The following is a 15,574-nucleotide window of genomic DNA, read 5'->3' as shown; positions in this document are numbered from 1 at the left end:
TTTTCCGATTTTCGTACACGGAGCGTTTCAAATGATCCACTGCCGAAAGGCCGCGACCTGATAGTGGAGTGAGTGCGGCACCCGGGGATGCCGCATGAGTCGTCCACCGAGTGGGACGACGCGTGTCATCAGCCTTTGATGAACGCAAGGAGATCCGGGTTGATTACGTCCGGATGGACCGTCAGCATGCCGTGCGGGTAGCCGTCGTAGATCTTCAGTACGCTGCCCTTGATCAGCTCGTGCTGAAGGATGCTGGCGTCCTTGTAGGGCACTACCTGGTCATCGCTGCCCTGCGTGACAAGCGTGGGAACGCGGATTGCCTTGAGGTCATCGGTCTGATCCGTCTCGGAAAATGCCTTGATGCCTTCGTACTGTGCCTGTGCGCTGCCCATCATCCCCTGTCTCCACCAATTATTGATGATGCCCTGAGAAATCTTGGCGCCTGGGCGGTTGAACCCATAAAACGGGCCTGCGGGAACATCGATGTAGAACTGCGCTCGGTTGGCAGCCAGCGCCTCCCGGAAACCGTCGAAGACTTCCATCGGCGTGCCTTCGGGGTTGCTCGGCGTCTTCAGCATCAGAGGAGGTACCGCGCTTACCAGGATCGCCTTGGCGACACGTTCTTGAGGCTGGCCGAACCGGGCTACATAGCGGGCGACTTCGCCGCCGCCGGTAGAATGGCCGATATGGATAGCATTCCGCAGATCGAGGTGTTCGACAACGGCCGACGCGTCAGACGCGTAGTGGTCCATATCGTTGCCGTAGCTAACCTGCGTCGAGCGGCCATGGCCACGACGATCGTGAGCTACAACGCGGTATCCCTTGCTGAGAAAGAAGAGCATCTGGTTGTCCCAGTCGTCGGACGACAGCGGCCAGCCGTGATGGAAGTGGATCGGCTGTGCATCCTTGGGGCCCCAGTCCTTGTAAAAGATTTCCACGCCGTCTTTGGTGCGCACAAAAGCTCCACCCTGCATGCGTGCTTCAGATGCGTTGGTGGGGGAAGCATGCTTCTTCTCCGCTGCAGAAGCTGAATTCGCGGCAACAGCAACAGTAGCTACTGCGCCACCTACGAGCGCCTGGCGACGGGAGAATGAGCGGTTGGTTTCTTCGAGCATAGTCTCGGCTCCTTTAAAGATCAGCAATCGCTTGCCTTGTTCAACGCCGACGATCTTAACGCGATGTTTCGTGGTGGATTGTCGATTTCTTGGATTGCGTGTACGGTGGTCGTCTTACGTCCGTTTGGCTATTCGGACTTTGATTTGGAATTGCGCCGCCGGTAAATATGTCAACTTTGAAGTGCATGAAACCGTCTGTCTTCTCGTTCTTTGCAGGCGTCAGCCTTAACGAAGCTGCGGGTGATGAGCCGCTTAAAGTGTCTAGTTTCACATTAGAATTCTCAGCGGCCAACCTTTCCCAATCGCTCAGGTTCGAGGAGGCTTCAGAATTGAGAAGAACGACTCCTACCATCACAACATTTGACTGTTACGTGTGGGAATTGGGCGCGGTCTGGGCGCAAAGATTTTGTGGTTTTTGCCGACAGCGTGATAGTAGGCTACATCGAGCATTTCGTTTGGTACGGAGAAAGGTCGTTGCCTAAACACGTCGCTGCTGACAATCGTAATATGGAATACCTCCGCACGGTGGGTGTCCCACAAGTGTCGTCATCTCACCTCCGTGGTGGTTTGCTTTCCGCCTCAAGGTTTACACGCACGACGGCTGGACACGGTCTGTCTGATGACCATGTGCAGGAAGACGCGTTTATGCTCGCGGTGCAACTACGCGACTATCAGGGTCGACTTTGGCTTGAGCGAAAGCAGCTTGATTTCACCGGAAGCAAAGAAGGAAATTTTACTCTTTACGATTACTCTCAAGCTTGGAGGGCAGATCTTTCGTCGCCATTCGACTGCGTCAACTTCCACATATCGAGAGCAGCGCTAAACACTCTGGAGGAAGACATCGGCACGAAGAGCGTCGGTTACTTCAAAATTGAGCCGGGTGCCGACATCAGCGACTCTGTTGTAAAAGGCATTACCAGCGCAATTCTGCCCGTTTTTGATGGACCATACGAAACCAATCAATTGCTTCTAGACTACGTCGGCGCCGGGTTGATAATTCACATTGCGTCCACTTACGGCGGGGCTAAGCCATTAGCCGGAATGGTAAAGGGTGGTTTGACGCCTTACCAGTTAAGCAAGGCCACGGCGATGCTGGACGCTAACTTGGATGGCAATATCGCGCTCTCCGATGTGGCTCGAGAGACTGGTCTTTCCTTGTCCTACTTCTCCAGGGCATTCAAAGTCTCTACGGGCTCATCACCGTATAAATGGCTAAGCCAACGTCGTATCGAGCGTGCTGTCGATCTGCTCCGAAACACCTCCCTTTCTATCAAAGAAATAGCGGCAGCGTGTGGGTTTGCCGATCACGCTCACTTCACGAGATCCTTCGGTGAAGCGAAAGGAGTGCCGCCAGCCACGTGGCGACGAAACGATCGGAAGACTCATTTTATATCAGGGAGAGGTCTCAAGATCTTCGAGGACTGATTTCCTCGATTTGTGAACCAGATGCCGGTGTCAAACTGGCCCGTGCCTCAGTATAGAAAGCATCGAATTTCCGCGCACAGGCTGAAAGCCCCACCGGCGTCTTCAAGCTGTTCGGGTGATGGGCCAATGGCCAGAAAAATCTGCTCGGGGGGAATCGTTGGCGATTGAGAGAAACTGCGGTCTTGAAGGACGCCGACTGTCATGTATCATTCGCCGGGGCTTACCTATGACTGGATGTAGTGCAACGCCCACTCCTTCAGTGCTATCTGCTATCCCTGCATCGAGACTAGGGGTGTGACGAAGCGAACCGGGCTACGCGTTATCGTCCGCGGCGCGGAGTGTTTGCCCCACCCACCGGGAAGTCGATAATCGCGAAGGAGCGGAGCATATGAGTGCCGACGGACCAGCACCGAAGACCGTTATAGAAGCTCTTGAACTGATTTCCAGCTACATCGGGTCATCAACAACAATAGCCAATACCGAGGTAAGTCATTCACAAGGGCGTGTTGTTGCCGAGGACGTATTTTCGCCGATCACGTTCCCACAGTTCGATAGCGCTGCAATGGACGGTTTTGCCGTTTGTTCGGAAGATGTATCTCCGGATGGAACTGCGATGCTGAAAGTCAAGCATGTCATTCCTGCAGGTCAAACTGGCCGGATTGCCATTTCGAGAGGCGAGGCTGCTCGGATCACGACCGGTGCGATGCTTCCATCTGGCGCTGACAGGGTCGTGATGCAGGAAAATACCCGAACAGCAGGAAACGAGGTTCACCTGTTTGTTCCAATGGGTAGCAAACCTCACGTTCGCCGGGTCGGCGGCGATATCCCTGTAGGAGCCAAGGTGCTGAGCGCAGGTGAGGTGGTTACTGCGGGTCATGTGGCTATGTTAACCGGGCTCGGTATTCGCACGATCAAAGTGCATGCTCGGGCAAAGGTCGGGCTCCTATCGACCGGGAACGAGCTCTGTGATGCGCCAAATCTAACCTCCGTGGGCCAAGTGTACGATACCAACCGGCCAATGCTTTCCATTATGGCGAGAGCAATGGGCGCAGAGGTTACTGACCTTGGCATTGTTCCCGACAATCTTGACACAGTCCTCTCTGTGCTTGTCGGTGCCGCCGCTGAGCATGATCTGTTGATTTCATCCGGGGGCGCATCTGCCGGATTTGCCGATTTCCTGACCGAAGCTGTCTCGCAGCGTGGCCGCGTTGAGTTTTGGAAGCTTAACATGAGACCCGGGAAGCCCATCGGATTCGGCGATGTTGACGACTGCCCGATCCTCATTTTGCCAGGAAATCCAATTTCTGCGATGGCGGGATTTACGCTGTTCGGGCGCCCTATCCTACGGCGTATCAGTGGTGATCGTAGCGGTCAGCGAAAAAGCCTTAGACTTCCTATAAGTTGTGATTATCCGAAGCCCTTTGGGCGCACCCAGTGCCTTCCTGCGACGCTGGTAGTCGATGAGAAGACAGGCCAAACTACTGCACGACCGTTGCCGGACCGTGGTTCCGCTAGCTTAACCGCACTAGCGACCGCAACTGCCTTGATTGTCTTGAACGATCTGCAAGGCGATATCCGAAGCGGAGACGTAGTCGATGTCCACCTTCTCGTCAGCGATCCACTGGGCTTTTGATTCGACTGATGAAACCTGCTGGGCCCGCGTCTGTGCAAGATTTTGAGGGAATCCCAGCTGAATCGCCTCTATTGCCTATGCTGCGGGTGCAACGCGCTGAGTGGGCGAACATCAACTTCAACGCAACTCATACGAAGGTACATACCAAACAAACTCACGTTCAGTCGAAATCAGCGATCAAACAAAGCAGATTCGTGGCTCTAATGGACGCGGTGAGGCGGTGTTTTGTACGTAAATCTAGAAGCCGATAGTTATAGTGCTGCGACAACCGATGTAAACGGGAGCGCTCATGTCGAGCTGCCGGAGGCACCTGCCAGTATCAGTGGAAGGCTCGCGCCCTGGCAGGTTCGTGGGGTAATTGACTTCATCGACAATAACCTCTCGATTGCAATCCGGATTACGGAGCTTGCCAATATTGCTCGTTTGAGCCCTAGTTACTTCGCGTCGGTTTTCAAATCGGCGTTCGGTGCCACGCCCCACCAATACATTATCGATCGTCGTATCGAGAAGGCTACTGCTCACTTGCTGCACTCCGACCTATCCATTAGTGACATCGCTATTGAGTGCGGCTTCGCCGACCAACCCCATATGTGCCGCTTGTTCCGCAGGAAGCTGGGGACAACACCAAGGACATTGCGCAAGCGCAAACGGCAAGATTGTGCACCAGGTCAGACGAACGTTACGACGTCAAGTTAACGAGCTACCGGGAGCCTCAAGAACATTGTTGTCCCTGCAGCGTCAGAGCGTGCTATATCTAGACTACCGCCGTGGAGCTGGGCAATCGTACGGGCGATCGCAAGCTTAATCCCACGGCCTCCGTCCTTTGCAGTATATGTCGGATCGAAGATCGCATCCTGAGCATCTGGCTGAATTCCTAAGCTGGTGTCGGACAGCGACAACTGAACGTGGGTACCCTGCCGGACCGCGGATAATCGTAGCTCGCGCGGCCCTTCTGTGTTTTTCATTTCGCTGATGGCGACACTGGCCAGATTAACTATCGCTTGTTCGATCTGAGGTGCCTCAACACACACCACGCTTTCGCCTGAGAAGTCACATTGGCATGTAACGTTGTTTGCTCGCATCTCCGGGCCGATCAAATCCAAGGCACGTCCAACAAGTTCGTTTAGCTCGGTATTTTGGACGCCCAAGCGGTTTGGATCTGCGACCGACCTGTAAGCGGAGATCACGCGACCTGCGGCGAAAGTCGAAGCTGCAATTTTCCTCAGTGAACTTCTCGCCTTGTCGATTTTTGGTGGCTCCTGGCTTAACCATTCAAGCCCCGCACTAGCGTGAGCTACCACTGCCGACAACGGATCGTTCACTTCTATTGCTACGGACTCAGCGAGCCCACTTAAGATACAAGGGTCTAGATTTTGAACAAGTTTGTTCTTCGACTCCAGCTCGGAGTGAAGGTGTGAAAGCGATAACTCCCGGGCACCAGCGGTCGTGTCTTGATTCCCGTCTGCTCTACAGCGCAGTGCCTCCAACAGGGCTAAGCCGAACAGTTTTAGAGCCTTAGTGGTATGCTCGTGCAATCGTTCGTCCTCTGGCTGTACTTCGACGTACAGCACGAACGACATCGTTCCTGAAGTCGCCATGACGATACAAAAATTTGTGCTGTTGTCTGCTACTGTTAGAGTGTCGGATTTTGCAGCGTGTGCCGTCGCATAATCGAGCGCGGCGCGATACTTTGTCATCGCACGGCTAATTGCGAAAATCTCGTGGGGCGCCAACTCTGCCGCAAGAAGCGGTTCTGTGGCTGGCTGCCCGCAGTGCCGGAACGCTATGCCTGGAAGCAATAGCTCCCCCTTCAAAGGAATCAGGTATCCCACTTTGCCGCCTGTGTAGTCGACGGCTGCAGCAAGTAGATTGCCGATGCGATCAGAGTCAAAAAGATAGTTTTCGCTTCTCAACCGATTGCGTGCGTCACCCACAGCCGTCTCCACACCTGTTTTCATGTCCGTTAACAAACGCTGTCAGTGATAAAGGTCAACGCGAATGATGGAGGAGGACAGATTTTGGGGGCCGAGCCTTCAAGTTTGGCCCACTAAACGGCAATATTGTTCAAGTGAGTGATCACGCCACAGCAGACCGATTACGTGGCAGGCGCGAGGCGGCCCGAGTGAGACAGCCCTTCCAGCTGGCAGTTACGGCGCAACGATCAGGACTGTCTTCCCTATTGTCTCACATGGTGTATAGCCGCGCTGGTTACGTCGCCAGAATGCTTACGGTCATATCAACGAAAGCTCGTAATCTTGCAGACCTTCGGACATCACGGTGATAACCCATCCATATTTCTCGCGATGGGGGGTCGCCACCGAGGTTTATCCTGCGTAAGCGGGCTTGTTGATCGCCCACGGGCCGGGGCAGCACGACTACGCCGACCCCCGCGCAGCTCATTTGAGCTTGAACATTTCGATTGTTGGATTTGAGCGCGACCTTCGCTGCTGGGAGCTTGCTCTTCAACCAGTCAATGTCGGGAAAAGCGCCAAGAGATGTGTCCATCGTTACGAGCTTGAATCCTTCGCCGCTCCCGCTTCGAGGAGTATCTTCCTCGATGGAATGGTAAACGCCATAAGGCATATCCAGCAAACGCCGTTGCACGATATCCGCTTCCGCGAATGGTTGGATACGAAACGCCACATCCGCCTCGCGTTGAGCCAAGCTGAATAGCCGCGTTCCGGTGAGAACCTCAATATCTACGTCCGGATGCGTTCTGCTGAACTTTGCCATAACGGGCGGAAGCACCCATGCGCCAAACCAGTCCGGGGATGAAATACGAAGCGTTCCCTCAAGCTTCTGGACGTCTCCGGCCAACCGGCGCTCCATGGCAAGTGCGGCCTCCTCCATGTGCTCAGCCATGGTAAGAACCGCTGCGCCGTCCTCGGTGAGCACATAGCCATCACTGGTGCGTTGAAACAGGATCTGGCCAGTTGCCTCCTCCAGCGCCTGCAATCGTCGACTTACTGTAGGGTGGCTAATTCTCAAAAGCCGTCCAGCAGCGCCAAGGGTTCCGCTACGCGCAACGGCTAGAAACACTCGTACATCACCCCATTCCATAAGTTCACTCCGTTCAAAATCGTTCAGCGAGTGTGCGGCAACGTTAGTTGATGAACAAGACCGCTCGGCTGATAACCTTGGTCAATCTCCAAAGAAGGATGTGGAAAATGACTTATGTCCGTCAATCAGCCATTGCGCCGAGACTTTCAACGCCGCTTGTATTTGCTATGGCGTTGGCCACCGGTGCAGCGGTTGCAAACATCTACTATAATCAGCCCATGCTGGGGATAATCGCCCGTGAGATCCCAGGTGCGGCCACCTTGATGTCTCCTTTAACGCAGCTGGGCTATGCGTGTGGCTTGTTTTTCCTGGTGCCGCTCGGTGACATCGTCGAGCGAAAGCGCCTTATCGTTGGTCAATTTGCTGCGCTAGCGATCGCATTGCTAGCTCTGTCATTCGCGTCGACTACCGCATCGATACTGACCGCCTCAGTATTTGTCGGCTTCACCGCTACCGTTGCGCAGCAGATCATTCCCTTCGCCGCGCATTTGTCACCTGCAGAGAAGCGAGGTTCGACCGTCGGCACTCTCATGTCGGGTCTGCTTGGCGGCATTCTTCTAAGCCGAACAATCGCCGGTTATGTCGGCGCCAGTTTTGGTTGGAGGGAGATGTACATGATCGCGGTGCCTATCGCCGTAGTCGGTGCGGCTGGAATGTGGGCTGCTCTTCCTTCCGCTAGCCCGTCAAGTTCGCTCCGGTATCCAGCGCTTCTGGCATCAATTCGTACATTGTGGATTGAACTCCCAGATTTGCGTCGTGCTACTTTAACGCAAGCACTGCTGTTTGCTGGATTCTCTGCATTCTGGACCGTACTTCCGTTTCGTTTGGCCGAGCCCCAATTTGGATTGGGCGCTGGAACCGCCGGGCTATTCGGTATCGTAGGTGCTGCGGGTGTTGTCGCCGCGCCGCTGGCTGGCAGGATCTCTGACAAACGTGGACCTGCAATTGTCGTGCTGCTCGGTGCCATCATCTGTCTGCTCTCGTGGGTTCTGTTTGCTGTATCGCCCACAATCGCTGCGCTTATTGTAGGTGTTGTTACGTTGGACTTTGGTATCCAGTCCGCAATGGTCTCCAATCAGTCGATCGTTTACTCCCTTCGCCCCGAAGCCCGGGCTCGCCTTAACACCATTTTTATGGGCTCAATGTTTCTTGGAGGGGCGGCCGGGTCCGCAGCCGGAACGTTCGCATACGCCCACAGCGGTTGGGTCGCGGCGACACTTTTTGCGGGCGTTGCATGTGCCATCGCTGTTGCCCTTCAAGTCGCCAAGCGTCGAGCACAATAAGGGAGGTGCGGCGGGAACGACCCGCCGCGCATTGCGGTCCGTGCGATTTGCGGACAGCCCTGCGGGACGCGCCTATACGATGGTGTAGGTAACCTAGTCCTATGTTCAGTTTCAGCAGATGACTTTGCACCTAAACTGATCAGTCAGAACTCGAGACAGATCACGTATTTCAGTCGACCTTGCAAGGTGGAGCACAACACTTATGGCTATTTCCGCAACCGTGAACGGCAAAGCTGTTCGGCTCGACGGTCCTCCTGATATGCCCCTACTTTGGGCACTCCGCGACCTGCTGGGAATGACTGGTACAAAATTTGGCTGTGGTATCGGGCAGTGCGGGGCCTGCACTGTTCAGCTTGATGGAAAGCCGGTTCGGTCCTGCATGCTCCCTATCGGTGAGATTGCTGGCGATATTACCACGATCGAAGGTATCGGCGACACTGAGGAGGGCAAGCGCATCCAAAAAGCTTGGTTGTCATTAGAGGTCGTCCAATGTGGGTACTGCCAGTGCGGTCAGATAATGGCGGCGGCAGCATTGATCGCCCAGAATCCGCAACCTGATGACAACGCAATCGACGCGGCGATGTCGGGTAACATCTGTCGCTGCTGTACTTACCCGCGCATTCGCGATGCAATCAAGAGGGCCTGACATGCGTCTGTTTGGCTTACTTGAAGACAAGGAAATTCAATCAATCGGCCGCCGTAAATTTCTGGCTGGCAGTGCGCTGGTAGTTGGTTTTGCCTTCGCGGGCTCCGCGCGAGCACTCGTCCCAGAGCCGGATCTTGGCCAAGCAGGCGCCCTCGATGCCGCCGCGACGGGATTTCAGGGCTTTGTTCCCGACGGGTTCATTCGTGTGGGAACTGGCGGCGAGATAATTCTGGTCGTGCCGAGCTCTGAAATGGGTCAGGGAATTGCAACGACTGAGGCAATGCTCCTGGCAGAAGAGCTCGAGGTCGGCCTTGACCAGGTTGAGGTTGCGCTGGCTCCGGCGGACCCAACTGCCTATAACCAGGCAATCTTGAAAGGGCAGATCACTGGCGGTTCGACGTCGGTCCGTGCCTTTTACATTCCGCTACGGCAGGCGGGAGCTGCTGCTCGCATGATGCTTGTGAATGCAGCTGCCGATGGCTGGAAGGTAGCAGCATCGGAATGCGTCGCTTCGCGGGCGGTAGTAACACACCTTCCTACTGGGCAGACCGCCTCCTACGCTTCGCTTGCTTTGGCAGCTCGATCACAGCCAGTTCCTAGCAACGTTGCGCTCAAAAAGCCTGATGAATTCAAACTTATAGGACGGCCACTGAAGAGGGTTGATACACCTGAGAAAGTGGTTGGCGCAGCCAAATTTGGCATCGACGTGATGGTTGAGGGAATGCGATACGCTGCCATTACCATCTGTCCAGTGATGGGTGGTAGGGTCCGATCGGTGGATGGAAGTCTCTCAAGAACCTCGCCTGGCGTTGTCGACATTCTGGAGATCGACGATGCGGTTGCTGTGGTCGGGGAAACCTACTGGGCCGCAAAGAAAGGTCTCGATCAACTGATCGTCGAGTGGGATGAAGGGCCGAATTCGAAACTCTCATCCGATGACCTTTGGAAAGGCCTGCGTGACTCGAAGAGCACCCCCGTGTTGGGAAAGGTGATCGGTGATCCCGATCGTGAGCTCTCTTCAGGTGTCCGCATTCAATCCACCTATGAGTTGCCATATCTTGCGCATGCAGCACTCGAGCCTATCAACACAACAATCCACGTACAGCCCGACAGATGCGATATTTGGGTTAGCACTCAGGTGCCTGAAATTGCGCGTATTGTTGCCTCCGAGATAATCGGATTACCAATCGAAAAGGTAACGGTTCATCCGCACCTGATCGGCGGTGGCTTCGGACGTCGTCTAGCTGTGGATACTATCCAACAGGCTGCACGCTTCGGGAAGCTGGCAAACTATCCGGTGAAGATCATCTGGACGCGTGAACAGGACATCATGCACGACAGGTACCGCCCAGCTTACCACGATACGGTCGCCGCGACGCTCGATGCAAGGACGAGACTTCCTGCAGCATTCTATCACCGAACTACGGGATCGACTGTTCGCCAATATTACGACCGCAAACCGTGGCCAGATGGCAAGCTCGATCCTGACACGATCGCAGGCTCGGTGGACATGCCCTATGCAATACCCAATGCTAAGTGGGAATGGATCCGCGAAGACAGTCCCGTCGCTCTGAACTGGTGGAGAGGCGTGGGTGAGGGACACAATGTTTTCGTCGTTGAAAGTTTTATCGACGAATTGGCCCTCGCCGCGGGCAAAGATCCCGTCGATTATCGATTATCGATGCTCAGGGAAGCTCCTCGAGCTGCCGCTGTTCTGAAGCAGGTGGCAGACGCTTCTGGCTGGGGCAGTGATCTTCCACCGCGAAGGGGGAGAGGGGTTTCGCTCCATCACAGCTTCGGTACTTACGCCGCGCTTGTGATGGACGTTGAGGTCGACAAATTCGGTGGCGTCAAACTTATTAGTGGGACTATCGCTGTCGACTGTGGTGTTGCGATTAATCCAGACAGCATAGTTGCGCAGATGACCGGTGGCGCATTGTTCGGTCTGTCCGCGGCCCTCTACAACGGTGTGACGTTCAAGGATGGTCGGGTAGAGCAAAGCAACTTCAACGACTACCGACAAATTCGAATGAACGAGGTCCCCCCTTTTAAGGTATTCATCATGCCTAGCACTGAAAACCCTGGTGGATTGGGAGAGGTCGGCACTGTCTCCGCACCAGCGGCACTTACTAATGCAATCTTTGCGGCAACTGGCGTACGACTGCGGTCGCTGCCAATCGATCGAAAACTGCTGACGGAGAAGGGGCACGGCGACGATGTCGCGGGCGCCGATGGCATTGACGTCGCCCTCAATGGGAGCGCTGCCCAATGAGTTATCTCCCCCGGTTTCTTCTAATCATCTGCGCCGCTTTGGTTGCAGGCGGGCTAGGTCTGCTCGCCTTCTTCTTCGTGCCGCACAGACTTCCAGAGGTTGCGGCCAGCGCAAATCAACCGCGTGGCGCTGAACTGATTGCTCGCGGGAAGTACCTGACCACGGCAGCCGATTGCGAGGCCTGTCATACAGTGCCGGGTGGTCAGCCTTACGCTGGAGGGCTTGCCTTCAAGCTTCCATTCGGCACCATCTACTCGCCGAACATTACCCCGGACAGAGAGTATGGAATCGGTTCCTGGACCGACGACGAATTTGTCCGGGCCGTCCGCTCTGGCGTAGGAAAACATGGAGAAGACCTATATCCTGCCTTCCCGTACACTTCCTATGCTCTCCTATCCACAGACGATATTCTTGCGATCAAATCCTACCTGAACACACTCCAGCCTATTTCTCAAAATGCGCCAGCTAACGACTTGGCTTTTCCGTTTAATCAACGTTGGTCGCTCCGCGGTTGGAAGCTACTCTTCATGCCCTGGGGTCAGTTCAAAGCAGATCCCGCAAGAGACGAGCAATGGAATACGGGTGCTTATCTGGTTGAAGGGTTGGCGCACTGTGGAGAGTGCCATACTCCGCGCGGCCTACTGTTTCAGCGCAAACAGGGAGAGGCTCTGTCCGGTGGTGAAGTTGATGGCTGGAGGGCGTGGAACATCACACCTGATGAGGCGACCGGTATTGGGACCTGGTCTGACGAAGCAATCGCATCTTATCTGTCCAAAGCGCATGCGGATGGTCACGGTCCCGCTGCAGGTCCGATGCGTCAGGCGATCGACCTCAGCCTGAGCAGATTGCCTTCGTCAGATATTGACGCGATTGTCTCCTATCTTCGAACCGTTCCCGCCAAACCTTCGAGCTACGGCGGACCGTCGGTGGGTGACACAGTGGCGGCCACCCGCGCATCGAAGCCTTGGGCTCCCAGCGAAAAGGACGCGAGCATTGGACGACAGATTTTCGCAGGATCCTGCGCGAGCTGTCACGGCTGGGACGGTAGTGGTCAAAATACTGCGCGAGCTTCCCTCGCTGGATCTCACTCTGTGAACGACCCAACTGGATCAAATTTGGTGCGCGTTATTCTTCAGGGCAGTTCGGACCAGGTGGGAACGCTGACAACAGCGATGCCGTCATTTGGGAAAGCGTACTCCGACGCGGAGGTTGCCGCTCTGGCCAACTATGTCATCGGACACTTCGGCGGGAAAAGGGGAGAGGTGACACCAAAAAGCGTCGAAGACGCCAGATAGTGGATCTGGTGGGAGAGACATAGTGGAAACGGCGCTCGTCCTCAGGCATGGGGGCGGGTGCCCGTTTGTTTGCGGCCGGTTAGCAGAGTTTCGACGTACAGAAGCCCTTACAAGACACTCCAGGCCTATGTCTTGGCATACTCGATCTATGCTTAGGTTTAGTTGCGGTTCCATCATCAAGTTGTGAATGTGGCAGATGATTACAAGCCGAACTCTTAGGAGTTCGCCCCGCCACTCACGTTAAGGAGCGCACTCATGTTAGGTTTCAGCGCACTGGAACTTGCGCGATTTCAATTCGCCTTCACCGTCTCGTTTCATATAATATTTCCCGCAATCACGATCGGGCTTGCAAGCTATCTCGCTGTGCTTGAGGCACTGTGGTTGATCCGGCGAAATACCGTTTATGTCGAGCTTTACCACTTTTGGTCAAAGATTTTTGCCGTCAATTTCGGGATGGGTGTCGTCTCCGGCCTTGTCATGGCCTACGAGTTCGGGACGAACTGGAGCGGATTTTCACAATTCGCTGGTGGCGTCACCGGGCCACTACTTACCTACGAGGTGTTGACTGCTTTTTTTCTTGAAGCTGGTTTTCTAGGCGTGATGTTGTTCGGCTGGAACAAAGTGGGTCCCGGCTTGCATATGTTCGCCACATCTATGGTAGCATTGGGAACTCTGATCTCCACCACCTGGATATTGGCGTCTAATAGCTGGATGCAGACCCCTCAAGGCTTTGAGATTATCAACGGGAAGGTAGTCCCAACAGACTGGCTTGCCGTCATCTTCAATCCATCATTCCCGTTCAGACTTGCCCACATGACATTGGCTGCCTACCTGTCGACAGCTCTTTTTGTTGCGGCAGCTGCAGCTTGGCATCTGCTCCGAGGGCGTTCCACACCTGCGATCCGGAAAATGTTTTCGATGGCACTGTGGATGCTTCTTGCTGTTGCACCAATCCAAATGGTGGTGGGCGACGCCCATGGGCGTAATACGCTGCAGTACCAACCGGCGAAGATAGCGGCAATTGAAGGTCACTGGGAGAATGATCCCAAACAGACAAGCTTGCCTCTGATCGCGTTTGGTGTTCCAGATATGGCTGCCGAGAAGACGAAGTACGCAATTGAAATCCCTTACCTTGGCAGTCTCATTCTGACCCACACGCTTCACGGCACGATCCCGGGCCTAAAAGAGTTTGCACCTCAGGACCGGCCAAACTCCACGATCATCTTCTTCACGTTCCGTATCATGGTTGGCCTGGGCCTTGCGATGCTCTTACTCGGCGTTTGGGGTGCTTATCAACGTTGGCGCGGCAAGCTCTATCAGACCAAGCTCTTCTTGTTGTTTGCGCTCTGCATGGGCCCTGCTGGCCTTGTTGCAGTGCTCGCTGGCTGGGTCACCACCGAGGTAGGCCGTCAGCCCTGGGTGGTCTATGGAATCCTCAGGACGCAGGACGCGGTATCCAGTCACTCTGTGATGACACTGTCAGTGACGTTGATCATGTTTATCGTGATGTATTTCTTCATCTTTGGCACGGGCATCAGCTTCATGCTCAAGATGGTCGGTCATGGGCCAGAAGAAATGGGTCTCAACCGGCCACCGCAGGATCCTGGCCAAGTTCGCCGACCCTCAAGACCGCTTTCTGCAACACCTGACAATATCGATCCCGCGTTGCTGCGCGACACTAAGGAGAGCTGAGATGGGTATCGATCTTCCCCTCATTTGGGCTGTTATCATTGCATTCGGCGTCATGATGTATGTCATCATGGACGGCTTCGATTTGGGAGTTGGAATACTATTCCCGTTTATATCCAATCCGACAGACCGCGACACAATGGTCAGCACGGTTGCGCCCGTCTGGGACGGGAACGAGACTTGGCTCGTGTTAGGTGGAGCTGCGATGTTCGCAGCGTTCCCGCTGGCGTACGGGTTCCTTTTGAGCGCCTTGTATTTACCTCTCATGCTCATGCTCGCCGGTCTAATTTGGCGGGGTGTCTCTTTCGAATTCCGGTTCAAAGCCTCGCCCAAGCGTAAACCGTTTTGGGATAGAGCATTTGCGTTCGGATCATACGTTGCCACTTTCTCTCAGGGCATCGCGCTCGGCGCATTTATCGATGGCTTTAAGCTTGACGGTACCGAATTTGTCGGCACCGCAACGGATTGCTTCACGCCATTCAGCATCTTTACAGGCTTTGCTCTGCTGTTTGCATACGCGCTCCTTGGGTCGACCTGGCTCATAATGAAGACAAGCGAGGACCTCCAACGTCGGATGCGCTATCTCGCGCAATGGATAGCGATGGCGCTATTCGCGATCATCGTTATCGTTAGTGTATGGACGCCGGTAGTGCATGACCAAGTTTTGCGTCGCTGGTTCACTGTTCCCAACGTCGTCTTTCTCGCGCCGGTCCCTGTTTTGGTTCTCGCGGTAACGTGGCTCCTTGTCCGGTCCCTCCAGAGGAGAGAGCCCAAAGCCGTGCCGTTTATATTGGCGCTTCTGCTAGTCTTTCTAGGGTACACCGGGCTTGCTATCAGCATGTGGCCGACGATCATCCCCCCGGCGATTTCAATCTGGGAGGCAGCAGCTCCTGCTGAGAGCATGGGATTTGCACTCGTTGGCACATTGCTGATTATCCCTGTTATCTTGGCCTACACTGCGTGGTCCTATTATGTCTTTCGCGGGAAGCAAACGGCGGGAGAGGGTTACCACTGATGGCAAGTTTACAATTAATGGTTGGTCCTGTCCGTCGTATCGCTTGGCTGGTTGCTATCTGGGCCGCATCGGTTCTATCGCTAGGTATGTTCGCGATGGCATTCCGCTTTATCATGTCGATGGCCGGATTGACTGAGTGAA

The 15,574-nt window shown here is 54.8% G+C and carries 13 protein-coding genes; 10 read left to right on the top strand and 3 right to left on the bottom strand.

Annotated features, from left to right (window positions below):
* Positions 1–128: 128 nt before the first annotated feature.
* Positions 129–974, bottom strand: coding sequence for an alpha/beta fold hydrolase (locus ACVTFQ_RS27860; protein ID WP_470424622.1), 846 nt, complete (start codon positions 972–974; stop codon positions 129–131).
* 615 nt (positions 975–1,589) lie between these two features.
* Here ACVTFQ_RS27860 and ACVTFQ_RS27855 point away from each other — a divergent pair.
* From ACVTFQ_RS27855 to ACVTFQ_RS27845, 3 genes are all read left to right on the top strand, one after another.
* The gene (locus tag ACVTFQ_RS27855) at positions 1,590–2,540 is read left to right on the top strand and encodes a helix-turn-helix domain-containing protein (RefSeq protein ID WP_470424307.1); all 951 of its coding nucleotides are present in this window, start codon (positions 1,590–1,592) and stop codon (positions 2,538–2,540) included.
* 388 nt (positions 2,541–2,928) lie between these two features.
* Positions 2,929–4,173, top strand: a complete 1,245-nt coding sequence (locus ACVTFQ_RS27850) for a molybdopterin molybdotransferase MoeA (protein ID WP_113201176.1) — start codon at positions 2,929–2,931, stop codon at positions 4,171–4,173.
* A gap of 225 nt (positions 4,174–4,398) precedes the next feature.
* Positions 4,399–4,869, top strand: coding sequence for a helix-turn-helix domain-containing protein (locus ACVTFQ_RS27845; protein ID WP_112949928.1), 471 nt, complete (start codon positions 4,399–4,401; stop codon positions 4,867–4,869).
* Here the strand turns inward: ACVTFQ_RS27845 and ACVTFQ_RS27840 are convergent.
* Positions 4,866–6,107 (bottom strand): sensor histidine kinase, encoded by a 1,242-nt coding sequence (locus tag ACVTFQ_RS27840; RefSeq protein ID WP_470424306.1) that lies wholly within the window; start codon positions 6,105–6,107, stop codon positions 4,866–4,868. The two genes, ACVTFQ_RS27845 and ACVTFQ_RS27840, sit on opposite strands and share 4 nt — an antisense overlap.
* A gap of 274 nt (positions 6,108–6,381) precedes the next feature.
* Positions 6,382–7,233 carry a LysR family transcriptional regulator gene (locus tag ACVTFQ_RS27835; RefSeq protein ID WP_112949930.1) on the bottom strand — a complete coding sequence of 284 codons (852 nt, stop codon included), beginning with the start codon at positions 7,231–7,233 and terminating at the stop codon, positions 6,382–6,384.
* Positions 7,234–7,340: 107 nt separating this feature from the next.
* On the opposite strand from ACVTFQ_RS27835, the gene ACVTFQ_RS27830 reads away from it, so the two are divergent.
* The 7 genes from ACVTFQ_RS27830 (at position 7,341) to ACVTFQ_RS27800 (ending at position 15,573) form a co-directional block, all read left to right on the top strand.
* Positions 7,341–8,516: an MFS transporter gene (locus ACVTFQ_RS27830; protein ID WP_112949949.1), complete on the top strand. Its 1,176-nt coding sequence runs from the start codon at positions 7,341–7,343 to the stop codon at positions 8,514–8,516.
* Positions 8,517–8,718: 202 nt separating this feature from the next.
* Positions 8,719–9,162 carry a (2Fe-2S)-binding protein gene (locus tag ACVTFQ_RS27825; RefSeq protein ID WP_112949931.1) on the top strand — a complete coding sequence of 148 codons (444 nt, stop codon included), beginning with the start codon at positions 8,719–8,721 and terminating at the stop codon, positions 9,160–9,162.
* 1 nt (position 9,163) lies between these two features.
* Positions 9,164–11,434, top strand: a complete 2,271-nt coding sequence (locus tag ACVTFQ_RS27820; protein ID WP_112949932.1) for a xanthine dehydrogenase family protein molybdopterin-binding subunit — start codon at positions 9,164–9,166, stop codon at positions 11,432–11,434.
* The gene (locus ACVTFQ_RS27815) at positions 11,431–12,729 is read left to right on the top strand and encodes a cytochrome c (RefSeq protein WP_112949933.1); all 1,299 of its coding nucleotides are present in this window, start codon (positions 11,431–11,433) and stop codon (positions 12,727–12,729) included. The genes ACVTFQ_RS27820 and ACVTFQ_RS27815 overlap by 4 nt, the downstream gene beginning before the upstream one ends.
* Positions 12,730–12,984: 255 nt before the next feature.
* Positions 12,985–14,421 (top strand): cytochrome ubiquinol oxidase subunit I, encoded by a 1,437-nt coding sequence (locus ACVTFQ_RS27810; RefSeq protein ID WP_112981872.1) that lies wholly within the window; start codon positions 12,985–12,987, stop codon positions 14,419–14,421.
* 1 nt (position 14,422) lies between these two features.
* Positions 14,423–15,433, top strand: coding sequence for a cytochrome d ubiquinol oxidase subunit II (gene cydB / locus ACVTFQ_RS27805; protein ID WP_112949935.1), 1,011 nt, complete (start codon positions 14,423–14,425; stop codon positions 15,431–15,433).
* Positions 15,433–15,573, top strand: coding sequence for a DUF2474 domain-containing protein (locus ACVTFQ_RS27800; RefSeq protein ID WP_470424305.1), 141 nt, complete (start codon positions 15,433–15,435; stop codon positions 15,571–15,573). Before cydB ends, ACVTFQ_RS27800 begins: the two co-directional genes overlap by 1 nt.
* Position 15,574 lies beyond the last annotated feature (1 nt).

The organism is Rhizobium sp. O111, assembly GCF_055616315.1.
The sequence above is the reverse complement of the archived record's forward strand: the minus strand, read 5'-3'. Positions and strand labels throughout refer to the sequence as shown.

What these genes read in the sequence shown, in the direction of transcription:
- ACVTFQ_RS27860 (WP_470424622.1), bottom strand. Translation starts at nt 974, where the DNA reads ATGCAGGGTGGAGCTTTTGTGCGCACCAAAGACGGCGTGGAAATCTTT.
- ACVTFQ_RS27850 (WP_113201176.1), top strand. Translation starts at nt 2,929, where the DNA reads ATGAGTGCCGACGGACCAGCACCGAAGACCGTTATAGAAGCTCTTGAA.
- ACVTFQ_RS27835 (WP_112949930.1), bottom strand. Translation starts at nt 7,233, where the DNA reads ATGGAATGGGGTGATGTACGAGTGTTTCTAGCCGTTGCGCGTAGCGGA.
- ACVTFQ_RS27830 (WP_112949949.1), top strand. Translation starts at nt 7,341, where the DNA reads ATGACTTATGTCCGTCAATCAGCCATTGCGCCGAGACTTTCAACGCCG.
- ACVTFQ_RS27825 (WP_112949931.1), top strand. Translation starts at nt 8,719, where the DNA reads ATGGCTATTTCCGCAACCGTGAACGGCAAAGCTGTTCGGCTCGACGGT.
- ACVTFQ_RS27820 (WP_112949932.1), top strand. Translation starts at nt 9,164, where the DNA reads ATGCGTCTGTTTGGCTTACTTGAAGACAAGGAAATTCAATCAATCGGC.
- ACVTFQ_RS27815 (WP_112949933.1), top strand. Translation starts at nt 11,431, where the DNA reads ATGAGTTATCTCCCCCGGTTTCTTCTAATCATCTGCGCCGCTTTGGTT.
- ACVTFQ_RS27810 (WP_112981872.1), top strand. Translation starts at nt 12,985, where the DNA reads ATGTTAGGTTTCAGCGCACTGGAACTTGCGCGATTTCAATTCGCCTTC.
- cydB (WP_112949935.1), top strand. Translation starts at nt 14,423, where the DNA reads ATGGGTATCGATCTTCCCCTCATTTGGGCTGTTATCATTGCATTCGGC.
- ACVTFQ_RS27800 (WP_470424305.1), top strand. Translation starts at nt 15,433, where the DNA reads ATGGCAAGTTTACAATTAATGGTTGGTCCTGTCCGTCGTATCGCTTGG.